The 17495-nt window shown below is 69.8% G+C and carries 22 protein-coding genes; 17 read left to right on the plus strand and 5 right to left on the minus strand.

The annotated features are described in order from the left end of the window. Window positions 1-64: 64 nt before the first annotated feature. Window positions 65-1252: a formate-dependent phosphoribosylglycinamide formyltransferase gene (gene purT / locus RAB70_RS18880; RefSeq protein WP_148830052.1), complete on the minus strand. Its 1188-nt coding sequence runs from the start codon at window positions 1250-1252 to the stop codon at window positions 65-67. A gap of 194 nt (window positions 1253-1446) precedes the next feature. Between purT and RAB70_RS18885 the strand changes: the two genes are divergently transcribed. The 12 genes from RAB70_RS18885 to RAB70_RS18940 all read left to right on the plus strand — a co-directional run bounded on the left by RAB70_RS18885 (window position 1447) and on the right by RAB70_RS18940 (window position 10211). Next, window positions 1447-2598, plus strand: coding sequence for an aromatic ring-hydroxylating dioxygenase subunit alpha (locus RAB70_RS18885; RefSeq protein ID WP_148830051.1), 1152 nt, complete (start codon window positions 1447-1449; stop codon window positions 2596-2598). Further along, window positions 2588-3214, plus strand: a complete 627-nt coding sequence (locus RAB70_RS18890; protein WP_148830050.1) for a DapH/DapD/GlmU-related protein — start codon at window positions 2588-2590, stop codon at window positions 3212-3214. Before RAB70_RS18885 ends, RAB70_RS18890 begins: the two co-directional genes overlap by 11 nt. Window positions 3215-3556: 342 nt before the next feature. Then, on the plus strand, window positions 3557-4429 hold the full coding sequence (locus RAB70_RS18895) for an SPFH domain-containing protein (RefSeq protein WP_148828822.1): 873 nt from the start codon (window positions 3557-3559) through the stop codon (window positions 4427-4429). Window positions 4430-4442: 13 nt separating this feature from the next. Further along, window positions 4443-4733 carry a hypothetical protein gene (locus RAB70_RS18900; protein WP_148828828.1) on the plus strand — a complete coding sequence of 97 codons (291 nt, stop codon included), beginning with the start codon at window positions 4443-4445 and terminating at the stop codon, window positions 4731-4733. Beyond that, window positions 4730-4909 carry an Arc family DNA binding domain-containing protein gene (locus RAB70_RS18905; protein WP_148828821.1) on the plus strand — a complete coding sequence of 60 codons (180 nt, stop codon included), beginning with the start codon at window positions 4730-4732 and terminating at the stop codon, window positions 4907-4909. The genes RAB70_RS18900 and RAB70_RS18905 overlap by 4 nt, the downstream gene beginning before the upstream one ends. Next, entirely contained in the window at window positions 4906-5082 is a 177-nt protein-coding gene (locus RAB70_RS18910) for a DUF4177 domain-containing protein (protein ID WP_082143501.1), read from the plus strand. Before RAB70_RS18905 ends, RAB70_RS18910 begins: the two co-directional genes overlap by 4 nt. A 1-nt stretch (window position 5083) precedes the next feature. Next, window positions 5084-6409 carry an alpha/beta fold hydrolase gene (locus RAB70_RS18915; protein ID WP_148828820.1) on the plus strand — a complete coding sequence of 442 codons (1326 nt, stop codon included), beginning with the start codon at window positions 5084-5086 and terminating at the stop codon, window positions 6407-6409. Then, complete coding sequence (locus RAB70_RS18920; protein ID WP_225851630.1) at window positions 6406-6999, plus strand: hypothetical protein; 594 nt, start codon at window positions 6406-6408, stop codon at window positions 6997-6999. Before RAB70_RS18915 ends, RAB70_RS18920 begins: the two co-directional genes overlap by 4 nt. 249 nt (window positions 7000-7248) lie before the next feature. Beyond that, complete coding sequence (locus RAB70_RS18925) at window positions 7249-8067, plus strand: APH(3') family aminoglycoside O-phosphotransferase (RefSeq protein WP_148828819.1); 819 nt, start codon at window positions 7249-7251, stop codon at window positions 8065-8067. Between the two features lie 82 nt (window positions 8068-8149). After that, window positions 8150-8959 carry a M15 family metallopeptidase gene (locus RAB70_RS18930; RefSeq protein WP_148828818.1) on the plus strand — a complete coding sequence of 270 codons (810 nt, stop codon included), beginning with the start codon at window positions 8150-8152 and terminating at the stop codon, window positions 8957-8959. After that, window positions 8956-9552 (plus strand): hypothetical protein, encoded by a 597-nt coding sequence (locus RAB70_RS18935; protein WP_148828817.1) that lies wholly within the window; start codon window positions 8956-8958, stop codon window positions 9550-9552. The genes RAB70_RS18930 and RAB70_RS18935 overlap by 4 nt, the downstream gene beginning before the upstream one ends. 128 nt (window positions 9553-9680) lie before the next feature. After that, entirely contained in the window at window positions 9681-10211 is a 531-nt protein-coding gene (locus RAB70_RS18940; RefSeq protein WP_148828816.1) for a hypothetical protein, read from the plus strand. Between the two features lie 125 nt (window positions 10212-10336). On the opposite strand, the gene RAB70_RS18945 is transcribed toward RAB70_RS18940, so the two are convergent. The 4 genes from RAB70_RS18945 to RAB70_RS18960 all read right to left on the minus strand — a co-directional run bounded on the left by RAB70_RS18945 (window position 10337) and on the right by RAB70_RS18960 (window position 14265). Then, window positions 10337-10708, minus strand: coding sequence for a DUF423 domain-containing protein (locus tag RAB70_RS18945; RefSeq protein WP_017907695.1), 372 nt, complete (start codon window positions 10706-10708; stop codon window positions 10337-10339). Between the two features lie 101 nt (window positions 10709-10809). Further along, on the minus strand, window positions 10810-11976 hold the full coding sequence (locus RAB70_RS18950; RefSeq protein WP_017907694.1) for a polyketide cyclase: 1167 nt from the start codon (window positions 11974-11976) through the stop codon (window positions 10810-10812). 457 nt (window positions 11977-12433) lie between these two features. Next, window positions 12434-13075 carry a response regulator transcription factor gene (locus RAB70_RS18955; RefSeq protein WP_017907693.1) on the minus strand — a complete coding sequence of 214 codons (642 nt, stop codon included), beginning with the start codon at window positions 13073-13075 and terminating at the stop codon, window positions 12434-12436. Next, window positions 13075-14265, minus strand: coding sequence for a sensor histidine kinase (locus RAB70_RS18960; RefSeq protein WP_017916337.1), 1191 nt, complete (start codon window positions 14263-14265; stop codon window positions 13075-13077). Before RAB70_RS18960 ends, RAB70_RS18955 begins: the two co-directional genes overlap by 1 nt. A gap of 140 nt (window positions 14266-14405) precedes the next feature. Here RAB70_RS18960 and RAB70_RS18965 point away from each other — a divergent pair, with 140 nt between their 5' ends. From RAB70_RS18965 to RAB70_RS18985, 5 genes are all read left to right on the plus strand, one after another. Further along, window positions 14406-14999, plus strand: coding sequence for a GNAT family N-acetyltransferase (locus tag RAB70_RS18965; RefSeq protein WP_010341204.1), 594 nt, complete (start codon window positions 14406-14408; stop codon window positions 14997-14999). A gap of 2 nt (window positions 15000-15001) precedes the next feature. Continuing rightward, the gene (gene minC / locus RAB70_RS18970; RefSeq protein ID WP_148828815.1) at window positions 15002-15763 is read left to right on the plus strand and encodes a septum site-determining protein MinC; all 762 of its coding nucleotides are present in this window, start codon (window positions 15002-15004) and stop codon (window positions 15761-15763) included. 36 nt (window positions 15764-15799) lie between these two features. Next, on the plus strand, window positions 15800-16609 hold the full coding sequence (gene minD / locus RAB70_RS18975) for a septum site-determining protein MinD (RefSeq protein WP_010340244.1): 810 nt from the start codon (window positions 15800-15802) through the stop codon (window positions 16607-16609). A 2-nt stretch (window positions 16610-16611) separates the two neighbouring features. Further along, the gene (gene minE, locus RAB70_RS18980) at window positions 16612-16869 is read left to right on the plus strand and encodes a cell division topological specificity factor MinE (protein ID WP_017910131.1); all 258 of its coding nucleotides are present in this window, start codon (window positions 16612-16614) and stop codon (window positions 16867-16869) included. A 126-nt stretch (window positions 16870-16995) separates the two neighbouring features. Then, window positions 16996-17493, plus strand: coding sequence for a hypothetical protein (locus tag RAB70_RS18985; protein WP_148828814.1), 498 nt, complete (start codon window positions 16996-16998; stop codon window positions 17491-17493). Window positions 17494-17495 lie beyond the last annotated feature (2 nt).

Raw genomic sequence — 17495 nt, forward strand, 5'->3', positions numbered from 1 at the left:
AAACGGGAATGGGGAATGGGGAAGCGGGTCCCCTTTGGCACCCGCTTTCCGGGCGCTCGCCGTTTTATGCGTCCAGGTCGATGGTGAGGGCGGCGGCGGCGTCGCGGGCGGTCTGGCGTGCCTGTTCGATGTCGGCGCCGCGGGCCAGGGTCACGCCGACGCGGCGGTGGCCGTGCACGCTGGGCTTGCCGAACAGACGCAGGGCAGTGTCCGGCGCCTGCAGGGCGGCATCGACGTTGCCGAAGCGTGGCACGCCTTCGCCGTGCGCCAGCAGCGCGCACGAGGCCGACGGGCCGTTCTGGCGGATCGCCGGAATCGGCAGGCCGAGGATCGCACGCGCATGCAGGGCGAACTCGCTCAGTTCCTGCGACACCAGGGTGACCAGGCCGGTGTCGTGCGGCCGCGGCGACACCTCGCTGAACCAGACCTCGTCGCCCTTGACGAACAGCTCCACGCCGAACAGGCCCCAGCCGCCGAGATCGTCGGTGACCGCGCGGGCGATGTCCTGCGCGCGCTGCAGGGCCAGCGCCGACATCGGCTGCGGCTGCCAGCTCTCGCGGTAGTCGCCGTCCTTCTGCCAGTGCCCGATCGGATCGCAGAACGCGGTGCCGCCGGCGTGGCGTACGGTCAGCAGGGTGATTTCGTACTCGAAGTCGATGAAACCCTCGACGATGCAGCGGCCGGCGCCGGCGCGGCCGCCGGTCTGCGCGTATTCCCACGCCGCGTCGATATCGGCGGCGCTGCGCAGCGTGCTCTGGCCCTTGCCGGAGGACGACATCACCGGCTTGACCACGCACGGCAGGCCGACCGCGGCGATCGCTTCGCGATACTGCTCGGGCGTGTCCACGAAGCGGTACGGCGAGGTCGGCAGGCCCAGGGTCTCAGCGGCCAGGCGGCGGATGCCTTCGCGGTCCATGGTCAACCGCGCCGCACGCGCCGTCGGGATCACCCGCTGGCCGAGGTCGCGCTCCAGCGCCACCAGGGTCTCGGTGTGGATCGCCTCGATCTCCGGCACGATCAGGTGCGGCTGCTCGCGCGCGATCAGTTCGCGCAGCGCCATCGCATCGAGCATGTCGACCACGTGGCTGCGATGCGCGACCTGCATCGCCGGGGCGTCGGCATAGCGGTCCACCGCGATCACCTCCACGCCGAAGCGCTGCAGTTCGATCGCCACTTCCTTGCCCAGCTCGCCGGAGCCAAGCAGCAGCACGCGGGTGGCGGAAGCGGACAGCGGGGTTCCCAGAGTGACCATGGCGGCGGCGCCTGCGCGAAGAGGGGAGCCGTATTCTACCGGGCCAGCGCCCCACCCCGGCACAGGACCGGCCGCGCCATCGTCGGCGCGCAGCGAGGTGCTATCTTCCGCAGCGTCACTGGGGATGTCGCCATGCACGCACACAGCGCCGAACACCGCCACGGCACGCCCTGCCGCACCGCCGAGGCGCGCTCATGCACTCGCTAATGCCGGCCGAGGCCTACATCGACGAGGCCTGGTTTGCGCGCGAGCGCGAGCTCCTGATGAAGCCGCTGTGGCAGTTCGTGGCGCCGCGCATGCTGCTGGACAAGCCCAACGCCTTCGTGCGCCGCTCGATCTGCGGGGTGGACGTGGTGGTGCAGCACATCGACGGCGAACTGCGGGCCTTCGACAACCTGTGCCTGCACCGGCAGAACCCACTGCAGCAGCAACCGCAGGGCGTGCGTCCGCTGGTCTGCAGCTACCACGGCTGGCGCTACGGCGCCGACGGCGGCGTGGACAACATCCCGTTCCAGGACGATGCCTATCGCCTGGCCCCAGAGGCGCGCGCTTGCCTGCGGCTGCGCCGCTTCGCGGTGGCCTGCATCGGCAAGCTGGTGTTCGTGAACCTGTCGCCCGCGCCGATGCCGCTGGAGGCGCAGTTCTCGCTGGAGGCGCTGGAGATGCTGCGCGCCGCTTCCGAACAGTTCGACGACGAAGTGCTGGTGGCGACCTTCGAGGCCGACTTCAACTGGAAGCTGGCCTACGAGAACCTGCGCGACGCGCTGCACCCGCGGTTCGTGCATGCGCGCACGCTGGCGCAGCAGGTGAAGTTCCAGGTGCAGATGGACGATGCCGGCGTCGCCGAGGCGCGCCGCTACCATGCCGAGGGCAGCGCCTCGCGCGAGGCGCATCTGGCGCGCCTGCGCGATTTCAGCAGCGGCGGGCTCAACGAGCCGTTGGTGGCGATGGCGCACTACCCCTGGCACGCGCACGTCGAACGCTTCGGCAACGACGACTGGTATCTGAACTGGCTGCTGTACCCGAACCTGCACATCGCCTCGGGCTCGGGTGGCTATTCCTTCATCATCGAGCACCACCAGCCGGTATCGGCGCAGCGCACCGACCTGCTGGTCTACTACGTCACCGCGCGCAAGAAGCATCACTATCCCGGTTCCGACGCGGTGCTGCTCGGGCACCTGCACGGCGCCGAGAAGGTACTGCGCGAGGACATCGAGATCATGGAGCAGGTGCAGTCGGGACTGCGCGCCGGCGCCCCGCGCGCGGTGCTGGGCGACTACGAGCACGCCAACATGCAGATCGAACGCTGGTACATGGACGTCATGGAGGGCCGCCATGTCCTCTGACAAGTACGTGGTCGGCAGCGGTGCGCTGCTGCGCTGGGCGCTGGCGGCCTGGGCCGAGGCGGCGCCGGAGTGCGTGCTGCACCCGGTGGACGTGGCCCAGGGCAAGGACTACCGCTTCGACCTGGATGCCCTACACGCACTGGCCGACACCGGCGCCACCGCCTTCGTCGCCTGGGGCGCGCAGTTCCTCAACTTCCGCCGCCAGGAGCTGATGGGCGAACTGAAGGCGCGCGGCTTCAGGATGCCGCCGCTGATCTGCCGCGGCGCGCAGGTGGCCGCGAGCGCGCGCGTCGGCGAGAACTGCGCGATCGGCGCCGGCGCCATCGTCGATGCGCACTGCGACATCGGTTTCAACGCCTGGATCGGCGCGGCGGCGGTGCTGGAATCGGCGGTCAAGGTCGGCGCCTCGGCATGGATCGAGGCCGGCGTGACGCTCGGTGCCGACGCGCAGATCGGCGCCCAGGCCACGCTCGGCCGGCAGGTCGACATCGGCCCCGGCGTGCGCATCGGCAAACGCTGCCAGATCGAGATCCCCGGCCGCTACCGCAGCGACATCGCCACCGGCACCCACCACCTCAGCGGCTTCCGCAGCCCGGTGCTGATTCTCGGCGGGTGAGTGGCCGCCTCGGCGGCCGGGAATCGGGAATCGGGATTGGGGAATCGTAAAAGCGCTGGGTCTGCTGCCCCCGGCGTGACGGCACGCGGCCGATGGATGCACACCGCCGACGCCCGCCAAGTCGACACCCGGGCTGCCCGCCTCTGCATACCGCGCGACTTCAGCACCTTCCCGGTCCTCAAAAGCGGATGCCGCACGCAGGTGGGTAGCCGGCTCCCCTAGACCCGCCCGCCCCCATGAACCCGCTTCCACGATTCCCCATTCCCGATTCCCCACTCCCCGCCTCTTGCAACCTGATATCAATTTGATATCTTTCCGTCCAACCACCCAAGGACGTCCACCATGAAAGAGCAGCCCCGTTCCTCCCTGCCCGGCATCCCGATGATCGTGGGCCTGGTCCTGGTGTTCGTGGCCGGCGCCGGCGCGATCATCGCCACCGGCGTGCTGCAGCCGTCGGCGATGCCGTGGACCCTGCTGGTCGCGATCCCGGTGCTGACCGTCGCGCTGTTCCTGGTGGTCGGCCTGTACGCACTGGAACCGAACCAGGCCGCGGTGCTGAGCCTGTTCGGCCGCTACGTGGGCACGGTCAAGGACCCGGGCCTGCGCTGGAACAACCCCTTCTTCAGCAAGCGCAAGGTCAGCCAGCGCGTGCGCAACTTCGAGAGCGGGCGGCTCAAGGTCAACGAGCTGGACGGCAGCCCGATCGAGATCGCTGCGGTGATCGTGTGGCAGGTGATGGATGCCTCCGAGGCGGTCTACAACGTCGACGACTACGAGAGCTTCGTGCACATCCAGTCCGAGGCGGCACTGCGCGCGATGGCCACCAGCTATCCCTACGACCAGCACGAGGACGGGCAGATCTCGCTGCGCAGCCATCCCAACGAGATCAGCGAACAGCTCAAGCGCCACCTCGACGAACGCCTGACCCAGGCCGGCGTGGACGTGATCGAGGCGCGCATCAGCCACCTCGCCTACGCCCCGGAGATCGCCCAGGCGATGCTGCAGCGGCAGCAGGCCAATGCGGTGATCGCCGCGCGCACGCGCATCGTCGCCGGCGCGGTGGGCATGGTCGAGATGGCCCTGGCGGAACTGCAGAAGAACGGCGTGGTCGCGCTGGACGAGGAGCGCAAGGCGCACATGGTCAGCAACCTGCTGACCGTGCTGTGCTCGGACCGCGGCACCCAGCCGATCGTCAACGCCGGCTCGCTGTACTGAGGTGCCGATGTCCATGCACGCCGCCATCGCGCCGCTGGCGCTCGCCCTCTCCGGCCTGCCGGCCCTGGTCATCGCCGCCTGGGTCGGCGGCAAGGGCGACGACCGCGCGCGCGGGCTGGGCCTGCGCTGGGCGCTGATCGGCCTGGCGATCCTGCTCGGCGCGGCGGCGCTGTACTGGACCGGCGGCCAGCGCGCCGGCGTCTATGCGGTGGCGATCGCACTGCTGCTGACGGTGAACGCGCTGATCGTGTCGATGCTGCTGCACCTGCGACGCAGCGACGCCGCGCGGCGGGAGCGGTCATGAGCGAGAAGAAGGCCTATCCGCTGCGCATCAACGCCGACGTGCTGGCGGCGGCGCAGCGCTGGGCCGACGACGAACTGCGCAGCCTCAACGCGCAGATCGAATACGTGTTGCGCGACGCGCTGCGCAAGGCGGGCCGGCTGCCCAAGCCCGGCGACGACAAGGAACGCACCTCATGAGCAAGCGCTGGGAGTACCTCACCGTCGAGGCCAAGACCACGCTGATGCTGGGTCTGAAACTGGACGAACTGCAGGCCGACCTGAACAAGCACGGCAAGCTCGGCTGGGAACTGGTCAACGTCATCGCACTACCGGGCACCAAGCCGCTGCTGCTGTTCAAGCGGGAGGGCTGACATGCGCCGGCATCGGGTCCTCGCGGCTGTGCTGACGGCGCTGTTCGCTCCGCTCACGGTGCTGGCCGCGACGCCGCAGCAGACTGCCAGCGCGCTGCTGGATCGCCTGCAGGCCGGCGACCTGGCCGCGGTCGAGGCCGAGTTCACCCCGGCGATGGCCAAGGCGGTGCCACCCGAAAAGCTGGCCCAGGCCTGGCGCACGCTGTCCACGCAACTGGGCGCGCTGCAGCAGCGCGGCCCGGCCAGCGAACGCGAGCAGCACGGGCTGCGCGTGATCGAACAGCGCCTGCAGTTCGAGCGTGGCGCACTGCTGGCGCATGTGTCGATCGACGCGGACGGCAGGATCGCCGGCCTGCTGTTCACTCCCGCACCACCGCCGGCACCGACGCCGCCCGCCGCCGACGCCGGCTTCAGCGAACAGGCGTTTGCGGTCGGTCCGCTGCCGGGCACGCTGGCCCTGCCGGCAGGCAAGGGTCCGTTCCCGGCGGTGGTCCTGGTGCACGGCTCGGGCCCGCAGGACCGCGACGAGACCATCGGCCCGAACCGTCCGTTCCTCGACGTCGCCCGCGGGCTTGCCACGCAGGGCATCGCGGTGCTGCGCTACGACAAGCGCACCTTCGCCTTGCCGGAGAGCTTTGCCGGGCGCATCAACCAGGGGTTCACCATGGACGACGAGACCACCGACGACGCCGTCGCCGCGGTGGCGGCGCTGGCGCGCACGCCCGGCATCGACCCTGCGCGCATCGTGGTGATGGGCCACAGTCAGGGCGGCATGCTCGCCGCCCGCATCGCACGCCGCTCCGGCAAGACCGCCGGCATCGTGCTGTGGGCGGCGCCGGCGCGACCGCTGCTGGACCTGTTGATCGAGCAGAACCGCTACCTGCTGAGCCAGGAACATCCACCGTCGCCGCAGCGGCAGGTGGCGCTGGCCGAGCTCGAGCGCCGCGTGGCCAAGGTCCGCGGCAGTGGCGAGGTCGCGCGCAGCGATTCGCCATTGGACGTACCCGCCACCTATTGGCGCGCGATCGAACAGGTCGATCCGGTCGCCGACGTCCGCGCGCTCGGGCCGATGCCGGTGCTGTGGCTGCAGGGCGAGCGCGATTTCCAGGTCACCGCGCCGGACTGGCAACGGTGGCAACAGGCGCTGGCCGACGATCCGCATGCCACCCTGCACCGCTACGCCGCGCTGAACCACCTGGGCATCGCCGGCAGCGGCGCCCCCGGACCGGCCGAGTACGCCACGCCCGGCCACGTCGACCCGGCCCTGATCGCCGATGTCGCCGCCTGGGTGCGCGCCCTGCCCGCCAGCCACGGCGCCGCACCATGAGCCGGCTGCGATCCACGTCGCCCTCCCCGGCGCGGCGGTATCCGGTGGCGCCGGCGCATCGGCTGGGCCTGGCCTTGTGGCTGTGGCTGCCGCTGCTGCTCGTCGCCGCCGTGATCGCTGCCTTCGCGCTGCACGCCGCGCGACCCGGTGCGCTGTGGTGGCATTTCGGGCTGCTGGCGCTGATCGGCGTGGCCGGCACCGCCACCTTCGCGCGGCAGCGCGTGCTGCTGCACGAGGGCCTGGTGGAAGTGCGTGCGACGTTCCTGACCAAGCGCGTACCGCTGGCCGCGCTGCGCCTGGGGGACGCGCGCGTGATCGCGCTGTCCGAGCACACCGGCTTCAAGCCGGCCTTGAAGCTGCTCGGTTTCGGCTACCCCGGTTTCCATGCCGGCCACTACCGCACCCGCGACGGGCACAAGGCGTTCTGCCTGATCACCAGCGATCGCGTCCTGGCCGTTCCGCTGCACGCCGGCGGCTGGCTGCTGCTCAGCGTCGAACACCCCAGGCAGGTGCTGCAGGAATGGCAGACGCTCGCGGCGCAAGCACACGGCGGCGAAGACACGCGCGGCACGGCGCGCCGCATGGCCTGAGTCCGGCGCACCTCGCCGCGTCGGCCGCTACTGCGACCTGCCGCGCAGGACACGACATGCTGCGCGCTGCGGCAAGGTCTCGCCGCGCGACGCGCCCGATCCGTGGAGCACACCGCGTCGAGCGTTCTGGCGTACGCGAAGCGATATATGCTGGGCCACCAGCCACGCGCGTCTTCGTCGCCAGCCGCGCGCGTCGCGACGACGGCGACGACGCCGCCGCCTCCACATGACGCCTCAAGGATCGGTCCGATGGACCACACCGCGCCCCGCGAGACTCCCGCCACCGCACCGGCGCTGCCGCCGACGCTGTCGGCGCGGCTGCACGGCCTGCACTGGCACCGCAATCTGGTCGGCGAAGCCGGCGCCATGGTCTATCGGCTCGGCGGCACCGGCACGCCGGACCTGTACCTCAAGCGCGGCACCGGCGCCTCGCACGACGACGTGGTGGACGAGTTCGCGCGGCTGCACTGGCTGCGCGGAACGGGCTGCGTGCCGCGCGTGCTGCATTTCGAGGCCGACGCCGCCGGCGCCTGGCTGCTGAGCGAAGCGCTGCCGGGCAGGACCGCCTACCAATGGCTGCAGGACGCGCCCGCGCAGGCGCAACGCATCGCGCAGGCGCTGGCCGAGTTCCTGCGCCGCTTCCACGCCACGCCGATCGACAGCTGTCCGTTCAACGCCACTCACCCGCTGCGCCTGGCCGCTGCGCACCGCCGGCTGCAGGCGGGCCTGGTCGACACCGAGGACTTCAACGCCGCGCGTGCCGGCTGGTCGGCGGAGGCGGTGTGGCAGGCGATGACCGCGTTGCTGCCGCTGGACAACGAACGCGTGCTGAGCCACGGCGACTACTCGCTGGACAACATCCTGCTCGACGCGCCGGACCACGTGGTCGGCGTGATCGACCTCGGCCGCGCCGGCGTCGCCGACCCGTACCAGGACCTGGCGATCCTGGCCAGTTGCCTGGACGAATTCGACCCGGCGCTCGCCGATCGCTTCTTCGCCGCGTACGGCATCGCCACGCCGGACCTCACGCGGCTGCAGTTCCACCAGTTGCTCGACGAGTTCTTCTGAGCCGCGTCTGCCGCGTCGTGTGCAACGCGGCAGGATCGCCCCGCGACTGGCCGCCCGCGCTGCTTGGCCCTACCCTGTGCCGATGCGCACCGTCCCCAGCCTGCTGCTCAACACCGAGACCATTGAACTGCTGCCGGCCGCGCGACTGCGCGCGCGCAGCAACGCCGACGCGCGCCAGCTCGCGCAGGCGACCTGGCTGCTGCGGCGCAAGCACGACGGGCGCTACCTGGCGACCGCGAACGCACACGGACTGCACGCGCTGGTGCCGCGACTGATGCACGAACCCGGCATCGACGCGGCCCTGGATCGCCTCGACGCGCTGCCCGCACGCGGCACGATGGCGGCTGATGAGACCTGGTTGCCGCTGCACGCGCTGCAGGCCCAACTGGACCAGTTGGGCCTGGCCGCCGACGCCTACGCGCAACGCACCGGCCTGCCGCTGCAGCCGGAACCGGCCACCCTGCACGCGGCCGGCGACGACCGCTACCGACGCCCGCTGTGGCTGAGCGCCGGCGCCGCACGCGCCTGGCACGCGCTGCGCCATGCCGCCGCGCGCGATGGCGTGGTGCTGGAGGCGATCTCCGGCTATCGCAGCCACGCGTATCAGCTGGGCATTTTTGCCCGCAAGTTCGTCCGCGGGCAGTCCCTGGAGCAGATCCTCGCGGTCAATGCCGCGCCGGGCTTCAGCGAGCACCACAGCGGGCACGCCCTGGACATCGGCACACCCGGCGAGCCGCCGGCCGAGGAAAGTTTCGAGCGCACGCCGGCCTTCGCCTGGCTGCGCGACCACGCCGGCGCCTTCGGCTACCGCATGAGCTATCCGCGCGACAACCCGCATGGCATCGTCTACGAACCCTGGCACTGGTGCTGGCAGGAGGCCGCTTGCGCATGACCCGTTCCGACACCCGCCGGCCGCGCGCCGGCACCGCCGCCTGGCGGGCCTTGACCCTGCTGGCCCTGGCCCTGCCCACCTGCGCCGCCGCGCAATGGCACGACCGGCAGGGCCAGGCGCTGCCGGACAGCGCCGAGCGCGGCCACGACAAGGCCTTCGCCGCCGCACTGCAGATCGCCGACGACGCCGACTTCAGCGCGTTCGCGCAGGAGTGGGGGCAGACCGAGGCCGCGCATGCGCCGAACCTGCGCACGATCGCGCGCGTGCAGCGCGGCCAGTTGCTGCGCGTGGCGCTGCTGTACGCCGGCTGCGCGCCCAGCCCCAACAACGGTGGCGCCTGCGATGCGCAGATGAGCCTGCGCGTGCTCGGCCCCGACGGCAACACCACCCTGCAGGACCCGATGCGGCCGCTGGGCATGGGCGGCCCACCGGCCGCCGCCGGCCTGCTGGAACTGGCGCCGCTGTCGGTGCAACTGCGTTTCGAGGACAGCGACCCGCTCGGTACCTACACCGTGCAGGTCACGGTCAACGATCCCAGCCAGGACGCGTGGGTGCGGTTGAAGGCGCAGGTGGACCTGGTCGGCGACCAGTAATAGCCGCGGCGTAGGAGCACTGCGGCCGACTCAGCCCTATCGAGATGCACCGGCACACTTTGCAACAATGAAGTTTTTTGCGGCGCTGGCCGATAACGATGTCTCGCCCAACGCAAGGATGTCGCCTCGTGCCGGAAAACCCCTATGCCACGCCGCAAGCGCAGAGCGCACAAAGCGCACCACCTCTGGCGAAAGCACCCGATACCATCACACGCAAGATCGCGGTCGGTTGTATTGTTGCCTGGCTGAGCGCTGCGATCAGCCTCATCTTCGCGATCATGCAATTCGCGAATGGCAGCGTTGGCGGCGGCATCCTCTTCAGCATCGACGTCGTGCTGATCGGGGTGTGCGCCTACGGCCTGCATCGCCATAGTAGGATCGCCGCGCTTCTGCTGGTGGGGTACTGCATTCTGGCGCGACTGATCTTGCTGGCGTCCGGCAATCTCAATGGGATGGTGCTGGGCGTGATCATCCTGCTGGTCTACTTAAGTGCCGCGCGAGGCACCTTCCAGTACCACCGTTGGCTGCAGCAGGAGCGACGCTTCCCGTCGTCGCAACGGCCAAGGCTCAGTGACGACCCGTTGTTCCGCATACGTCCACCTGAGTCCACGACCGCTGAAGCAGCCATCACGGACGTACCCGTGCCGCCAGCACACTGAAGCGACACATAGCGCCGCCGCCAGGCCCACGGGCGGCAGCGCGACGCCAGGATGCGTGCTGGCGCACACCCGACCGCCGCCATCAGTTGCCTGATCCGGACTGCGAGTTTAAGCCCGCCCTGAGTTCAGCGCCGCAGCGCGTCCACCGCCCACAGCAGCCAGCCCAGCATCAGCGTGGTGCCACCGATCGGCGCCAGACGCGTCGGCCACTGCGCCAGCGCGTTGCCGGCCAGGCTGCCGGAGAACAGCACGGTGCCTAGCAGCAACAGACACAGCGCCAGGCGCCCGAGCAGGCGCTCGCTGCGGCGTCCCAGCGCCGCCAGCGCCACGCCGTGGCCGAAGGCGTACAGCGCCGCGGTCTGCAGGTGCGATTGCGCCAGGGGCTCGGCCACCCCGTGCGAGGCATAGGCGGACAGGCCGATGGACACGGCCGCCAGCAGCGCGCCGGCACTGCACAGCCAGAACGGCCCGCGCGTACGGCGATCGAACGTCAGCATGAGGGTTTCCTCCGGGAGCGCGGCAGCGTTTGCCGGCCCCATAAACAGAACGCGCCGCAAGATGCGGCGCGTTCCGGTTCACTCGTCCACCAGGGCAGGACTTACTTGATCGCCCAGTAGATGTCGTAGGTGCCTTCCGGCGTGAACGACTTGTCCACGCCGCCCTTCCAGGCTTCGTACGGACGGTCGGTCACGTCGTAGCCGCTGGTCGCGGCCCAGGCGCGCAGCGCATTGCGCGCCGCATCCAGACCCGCCATGTGGCCGGTGTAGCTGGCGAAGGCGGAACGGTGCGCTTCGGTACGCAGGTAGGTCACCGGGGCGCCCTGCGGGATGGTCACCTTCAGCGGCTCGCCGGAGGCGGCAACCGGGGTGGCATCGACCGGCGCGGCGGCCACGTCGTCCTTCTTGTCGTCCTTCTTCTCATCCTTCTTGGCGTCGTCCTTCGGCGCGCCACCGGCACGCTTGCGGACCGGCTGGGCGACGTCGAACGCGTACTTGTCCGAGCCGAAGTCGGTGGTGACGATGCGCACCGGACCGGCCGCTTCCAGGCCGTTGGCGTCCATCACCCGCTTGATCCACTCCTGGTTGTCCTTGATGGACTTCTTGATGGAGTCGTTGTCGCGGTCGATGTTGCCGGCGTTGACCACCAGCAGGTCCTCGGCCGGGACGTCGACGACCTTCAGATCCTTCAGCGGGGTGTCGTCGGAGCGGTAGTCCACGTTCGGCACGGTGGCCAACACGTTGCTCAGGCGCGACAGACCCAGCTTGATGTCGTCGCCGACGTGGCGGCTGACGTACAGGCCGGCGTAACGACCCAGCAGGTCCCAACCGTACTTGACGGTGTAGTCCTGGGTGATCTTCACGTTGCGGCCGTTCTTGCCGGTCGACTCGAGCTTGAAGGTGGTGGTCTTGTCCTTGCCCTTGGTCTCGTCCTCGATGGCGATGACCACGTCCTTGTTCTTCTCGGTCGAGGTGATGGTCCAGCTACCCTTGCCGATGTAGCCCTCCTTGGAGCTGTAGTCCAGGCGCGCGCCGACACCGGATTCCGGGCCGGAGAGCTTCAGCTCGATGCGCGGGTCGCGCAGCACCAGGGGGTTCCAGTCCTTGAACCGACGCAGGCTGTTGACCGTGTCATAGACGATGGTCATGCGCCGATTGGTCTCGACGCTTTCGGACATGTGACGCTCCGAGGGCAGCACCACGCCGACAATGACGAACAGGCCAGCCACGATCCCCAGGGCGATCAGGAACTCGATAATACGGGTCATTCAGGAGGTCTCCGGGGCCGATCCCACGGCCGGGTTGATGAAGCGAAGCGCCCATCCTAGCAGGCTTCGCTGTCCGTGGTCAGCACATCACGGAATGCCGCTTCGCCCCGCGCCGCAACGGCCTTGCGCGGTGCCGGCAGCGCCGGTGTGCGCGGCGCCAGGGACGACCAGACCATTGTCCCGGCGGCGGCGGCGGACAGGCGGGCGCACTCAGGACCTGCCCGCATCGAATCGAGCAACGGCGGCACTCTCGGACAGCCGGACGTGTCCGGGCCACGCCTAGCCGAGGCCAGACCACTTGCCTGCGTGCGACAGGCCCGACAACGTCATGCCGGCACGGTTTGCATGGCCTCCGGTGACACGGGACCCGGCCGGCGTGCGCGCGATCCGCCTCCGCCGGCCGTCATCCTGTCTCGTTCAGACCACCTGCGGCGCCGGGCGGGGGCATCCTGCTCGGTCAGACCAGCTGCAGCTCGAACGCCTTCAGCACCGCACGGGTCCGGTCGCGCACGCCGAGCTTGGAGAGAATGTTGGAGACGTGATTCTTGATCGTGCCCTCGGCCACGCCCAGCGAGTTGGCGATCTCCTTGTTGGAGAAGCCGCTGGCCATCAGCCGCAGGATCTCGGTCTCGCGGTCGGTCAGCGGGTCGGGCCGGTCCAGGCTGACGAAGTCGTTGCGCATGTGCTCCAGGCCGGACAGCAGGCGCTGGGTCACCGCCGGCTGCACCAGCGAGCCGCCCGCGGCCACGGTGCGGATCGCGCCGACCAGTTGCTCCAGCGACACGTCCTTGAGCAGATAGCCCTTGGCCCCGGCCTTGAGCCCGGCCAGCACCAACTGGTCGTCATCGAAGGTGGTCAGGATGATGGTCGGCGGCAGCGCGGCGGCGCGCGACAGCGTCTGCAGCGCCTCCAGCCCTGACATCGACGGCATGCGCATGTCCATCAGCACCACGTCGGGCAGCACCTGCGGGATCAGCTCCACCGCCTGGCGGCCGTCGCTGGCCTCGGCCACCACCTCGATGCCGCCGTCCAGCGCCAGCAGCGAGCGGATGCCCTGCCGCACCAGGGTTTGATCGTCGACCAGACACACACGGATCATCACAACACTCCTTGGGGAACGGCGGGCGGCAGCAGGGTGGCGGCGCCGGGGACCGCGGCGCGCAGGCGGAAGCCGGCACCTGGCGCGGCCACCACGTCCAGGCTGCCGCCGTACTGGCTCAGGCGCTCGCGCATGCCGCGCAGGCCGTTGCCGGGGGCCAGGGTCTCGCAACCGCGGCCGTCGTCGCGCGCCTGGATCACCACCTGCGGGCCGTCGCGGCGCACCTCGATCCACAGATTGTCGGCCTGGGCGTGGCGCACCGCGTTGGTGATGATTTCCTGGGTGCAGCGCAGCAACACGTGCGCGCGCTCGGGATCCTCCACGGTCAGCGGCTCCTCCACCTGCAGATGGATCTGCAGCGACGGCACCCGCTCGGCCAGCGGCCGCAGCGCCGCCGCCAGGTCGATCGCGCCGCTGTCGCGCAACTGGCTGACCGCCTCGCGCACATCGGTCAGCAGCAGCTTGGCCAGGGTATGCGCCTGCTGCACGTGCTCCTGCGCGCGGCCCTCGGTGATGTGGCCGGCCACTTCCAGGTTCAGGCTGAGCGCGGTCAGGTGGTGGCCGAGCAGGTCGTGCAGTTCGCGCGAGATCCGCGTGCGCTCGTTGACCCGGGCACTTTCGGCCAGCAGCGCGCGGGTGGCGCGCAACTCGGCGTTGAGCTGGCGCTGCTCCTCGCGCGCCTGGGTCTGCTGGCGCGCGACCAGGCTGGTGACGAAGATGAACATGGAGAAGCCGCCGTACAGCAGCGACTGCATCAGCGCCTCGAACGGCGGGAAGCCGATGGTCAGGTACACCGGCAGCACCGCCAGCTGGCTCAGCAGCAGCCAGGCCACGCCGGCGCGCACCGGCAGCAGCCAGGGGATCACCCCGGCCGCGACCATCATCAGGATGCTGCCCAGCCCCGAGCGGTGCAGGTAGCCGACCGCCAGCGCGCAGATGGTCAGCAGCACCAGCATGCCGCGGTCGTACCAACGCACGCCGTCGCCGCTGTGCAGGCGCCGGGTCAGCAGGAAATAGACCACGCCGAAGCCCAGGTAGCTGGTCAGCAGCAGCCACACCTCGCCGCTGGGCATCCGTCCCGATTCCTCGACCGGCTCCCAGTACAGGTACAGCAACGGCATGCAGATGACGGCCCAGGTGAACAGGCCGGCATAGCGCAGGACGCGGGTATGGCTGAGATATCCCAACATGCAGCCATCTTAGGATGAACGGCGCGCATTGCACTCCCACGGAAGTCATGCCGGGGCGGCTCGCCGCCCCGGGTCGCGCGTGCGATAATCCGCCCCTGCGGTCCGCACGGGGCCGCGCGCGCATCAGCAATGGAGTCTCAATGTCGATCGTCATCCGCGACGTGCGCGAGCACGAGCTCGATTCGGTCCTGGCCCTGAACAACAACGCCGGACTGGCGATCCTGCCGCTGGATTCGGCCAAGCTGCACCGCTTCTACGAAACCGCAGAGTACTTCCGCGTCGCCGAGCGCGACGGCAACCTGGCCGGCTTCCTGGTCGGCTTCGGCAGCGACAGCGACCACGACAGCAGCAACTTCGCCTGGTTCCGCGAGCGCTATCCGCAGTTTTTCTATATCGACCGCATCGTGGTGGCCAGCCGCCGCCGCGGCGGCGGCGTCGGCCGGGCGTTCTACGCCGACGTGCAGAGCTACGCCGAGTTGCGCTACCCGCAACTGGCGTGCGAGGTTTTCCTGGATCACGGCGCCGATGCGGCGCTGCTGTTCCATGGCAGCTTCGGTTTCCGCGAAGTGGGCCAGAACACGATGAACGAAGTGGAGGTGCGTGCGAGCATGCTGTTGAAGGATCTGTGCAGTTACGCCTGGGTGCGCGAAACCTACGGCGACACCCTGCCCGACCTGCCCTGGGCCGGCCACGCCCATCGTCTGCAGCGGGCGCAGCGCCCGACCGGGACCTGAGCGTGTCGTCGGTGAATCTGGATTTCGAGCAGGCCGGCGAACTGAAGATCGGCCAGGTCGGCATCGCCAACCTGCGCGTGCGCACGCTGGACGTGGCGCGGCTGAGCCAGGAGATGCGCGAGCGCGTGCAGCGCGCGCCCAAGCTGTTCGGCCGTGCCGCGGTGATCATCGATTTCGGCGGCCTGGCGCAGACCCCGGACGTGGCCACCGCGCAGGCGCTGCTGGACGGGCTGCGCGACGCCGGCGTGCTGCCGGTGGCGCTGGCCTACGGCACCCGCGAGATCGAGGAGCTGTCGGTGGCGCTGGGTCTGCCGCTGCTGGCCAAGTTCCGTGCGCAGTACGAGCGCTTCGATGGCGGCGCGCCCGCCGCCGCAGCGGCACCGGTCTCGCCGCCGCCCCCGCCTCCGCCACCGCCCGCTCCGGCGGCGCGGCCGCAACCCGGGCGCATGCAGAAGAGCGCGGTGCGCTCCGGACAACAGCTGTATGCGGAGAACTGCGACCTGACCGTGGTGGCCACCGTCGGCGCCGGCGCCGAGGTGATCTCCGACGGCAGCATCCACATCTACGGCACGCTGCGCGGCCGTGCGCTGGCCGGCGCCCAGGGCAACACCGAGGCGCGGATCTTCTGCCGCGATTTCCACGCCGAACTGGTCGCCATTGCCGGCCACTACAAGGTGCTGGACGATATTCCCAAGGAACTGCGTGGCAAGGCCGTCCAGGTCTGGCTGGAGCAGGACCAGATCATGATCGCCGCGCAAGACTGACGCGGCCCAACCTCGAACGTATCAGGAGATAGTCCTTTGGCTGAAATTATCGTTGTCACCTCCGGCAAGGGCGGCGTCGGCAAGACCACCACCAGCGCGAGCCTGGCCTGCGGGCTGGCGCGACGCGGCAAGAAGGTCGCCGTGATCGACTTCGACGTGGGCCTGCGCAACCTCGACCTGATCATGGGCTGCGAGCGCCGCGTGGTGTACGACTTCGTCAACGTGGTGCACAACGAAGCCACGCTGAAGCAGGCGCTGATCAAGGACAAGCGCTTCGACAACCTGTTCGTGCTGGCCGCCTCGCAGACCCGCGACAAGGACGCGCTGACCCAGGAAGGCGTGGAGAAGGTGCTCAAGGACCTGGCCGCCGACGGCTTCGACTACATCGTCTGCGATTCGCCGGCCGGCATCGAGAAGGGCGCGTTCCTGGCGATGTACTTCGCCGACCGCGCGGTGGTGGTGGTCAATCCGGAAGTGTCCTCGGTGCGCGACTCCGACCGCATCCTCGGCCTGCTCGACTCCAAGACCCACAAGGCCGAGAGCGGCAAGAGCCTGCCCGCGTTCCTGCTGCTGACCCGCTACAGCCCGGCGCGCGTGGAAACCGGCGAGATGCTCAGCATCGGCGACGTGGAGGAAGTGCTCGGCCTGAAGGCGATCGGCGTGATCCCCGAATCCGGCGACGTGCTCAATGCCTCCAACAAGGGCGAGCCGGTGATCCTGGACGCCGAATCCCCGGCCGGCCAGGCCTACGAGGACGCCGTGGCGCGCATCCTCGGCGAGGAACGTCCGATGCGTTTCATCTCCGTGGAGAAGAAGGGCTTCTTCACCAAGTTGTTCGGAGGGTGAGCATGGGACTATTCGATTTCCTCAAGACCAAGAAGAACACCGCCGAGACCGCGAAGAACCGCCTGCAGATCATCATCGCGCAGGAACGCAGCCAGCGCGGCGGCCCGGACTACCTGCCGCTGCTGCAGCGCGAGCTGCTGGAAGTGATCAAGAAGTACGTCAACATCGACGCCGACGCGGTCAAGGTGGACCTGGTCAAGGACGGCGAGCACGACGTGCTCGACATCTCCGTCGCCCTGCCGGAAGGGCCGACGCCCTGAGGCCGCGCGTCGGCCGTGGCAGCCGCCGCGGCTGACGCGTCGATCCGGGCCGGCGCCGCGACGCGCTGTGCCTGCCGTGATCGGGCGCGCCCGCCGCGCCTTTTCCATCCCGACCAACTCCACACGATGCAGACCGACGCCGCCCTTCCCGCTGCCGCCGCCCAGGTGCTGACCGTGGGCACGATCGGCTTGGACGCGCCGCGCGCGCTGCTGGCCGGCTACGGGCTGACCCTGCACCGCGTCGCCGACGGCGCCGCCATTCCCGGCAGCTACTGGGGCGAGCCGGAGGCGGGGGTGATCGCCAGCGACGTCTACGTGCGCGACGACACGCCGGTGCATTCGCTGCTGCACGAGGCCTGCCACCTGATCGTGCTGCCGCCGCAGCGGCGCGCGCAGGTGCATACCGACGCCACCGACTCGGTGGAAGAAGAAGACGCCACCTGCTACCTGCAGATCGTGCTGGCCGACGCACTGCCCGGCGTGGGCCGTGCGCAGCTGATGGCGGACATGGACGCCTGGGGCTACACCTACCGGCTGGGCTCCACCCGCGCCTGGTTCGAACAGGACGCCGACGACGCGCGCGCCTGGCTGGCGCACCGCGGGCTGCTGCCGGCGCAAGCCTAGCC

Origin of the sequence: Xanthomonas sontii (genome assembly GCF_040529055.1) — a bacterium.
GTDB lineage: Bacteria > Pseudomonadota > Gammaproteobacteria > Xanthomonadales > Xanthomonadaceae > Xanthomonas_A > Xanthomonas_A sontii.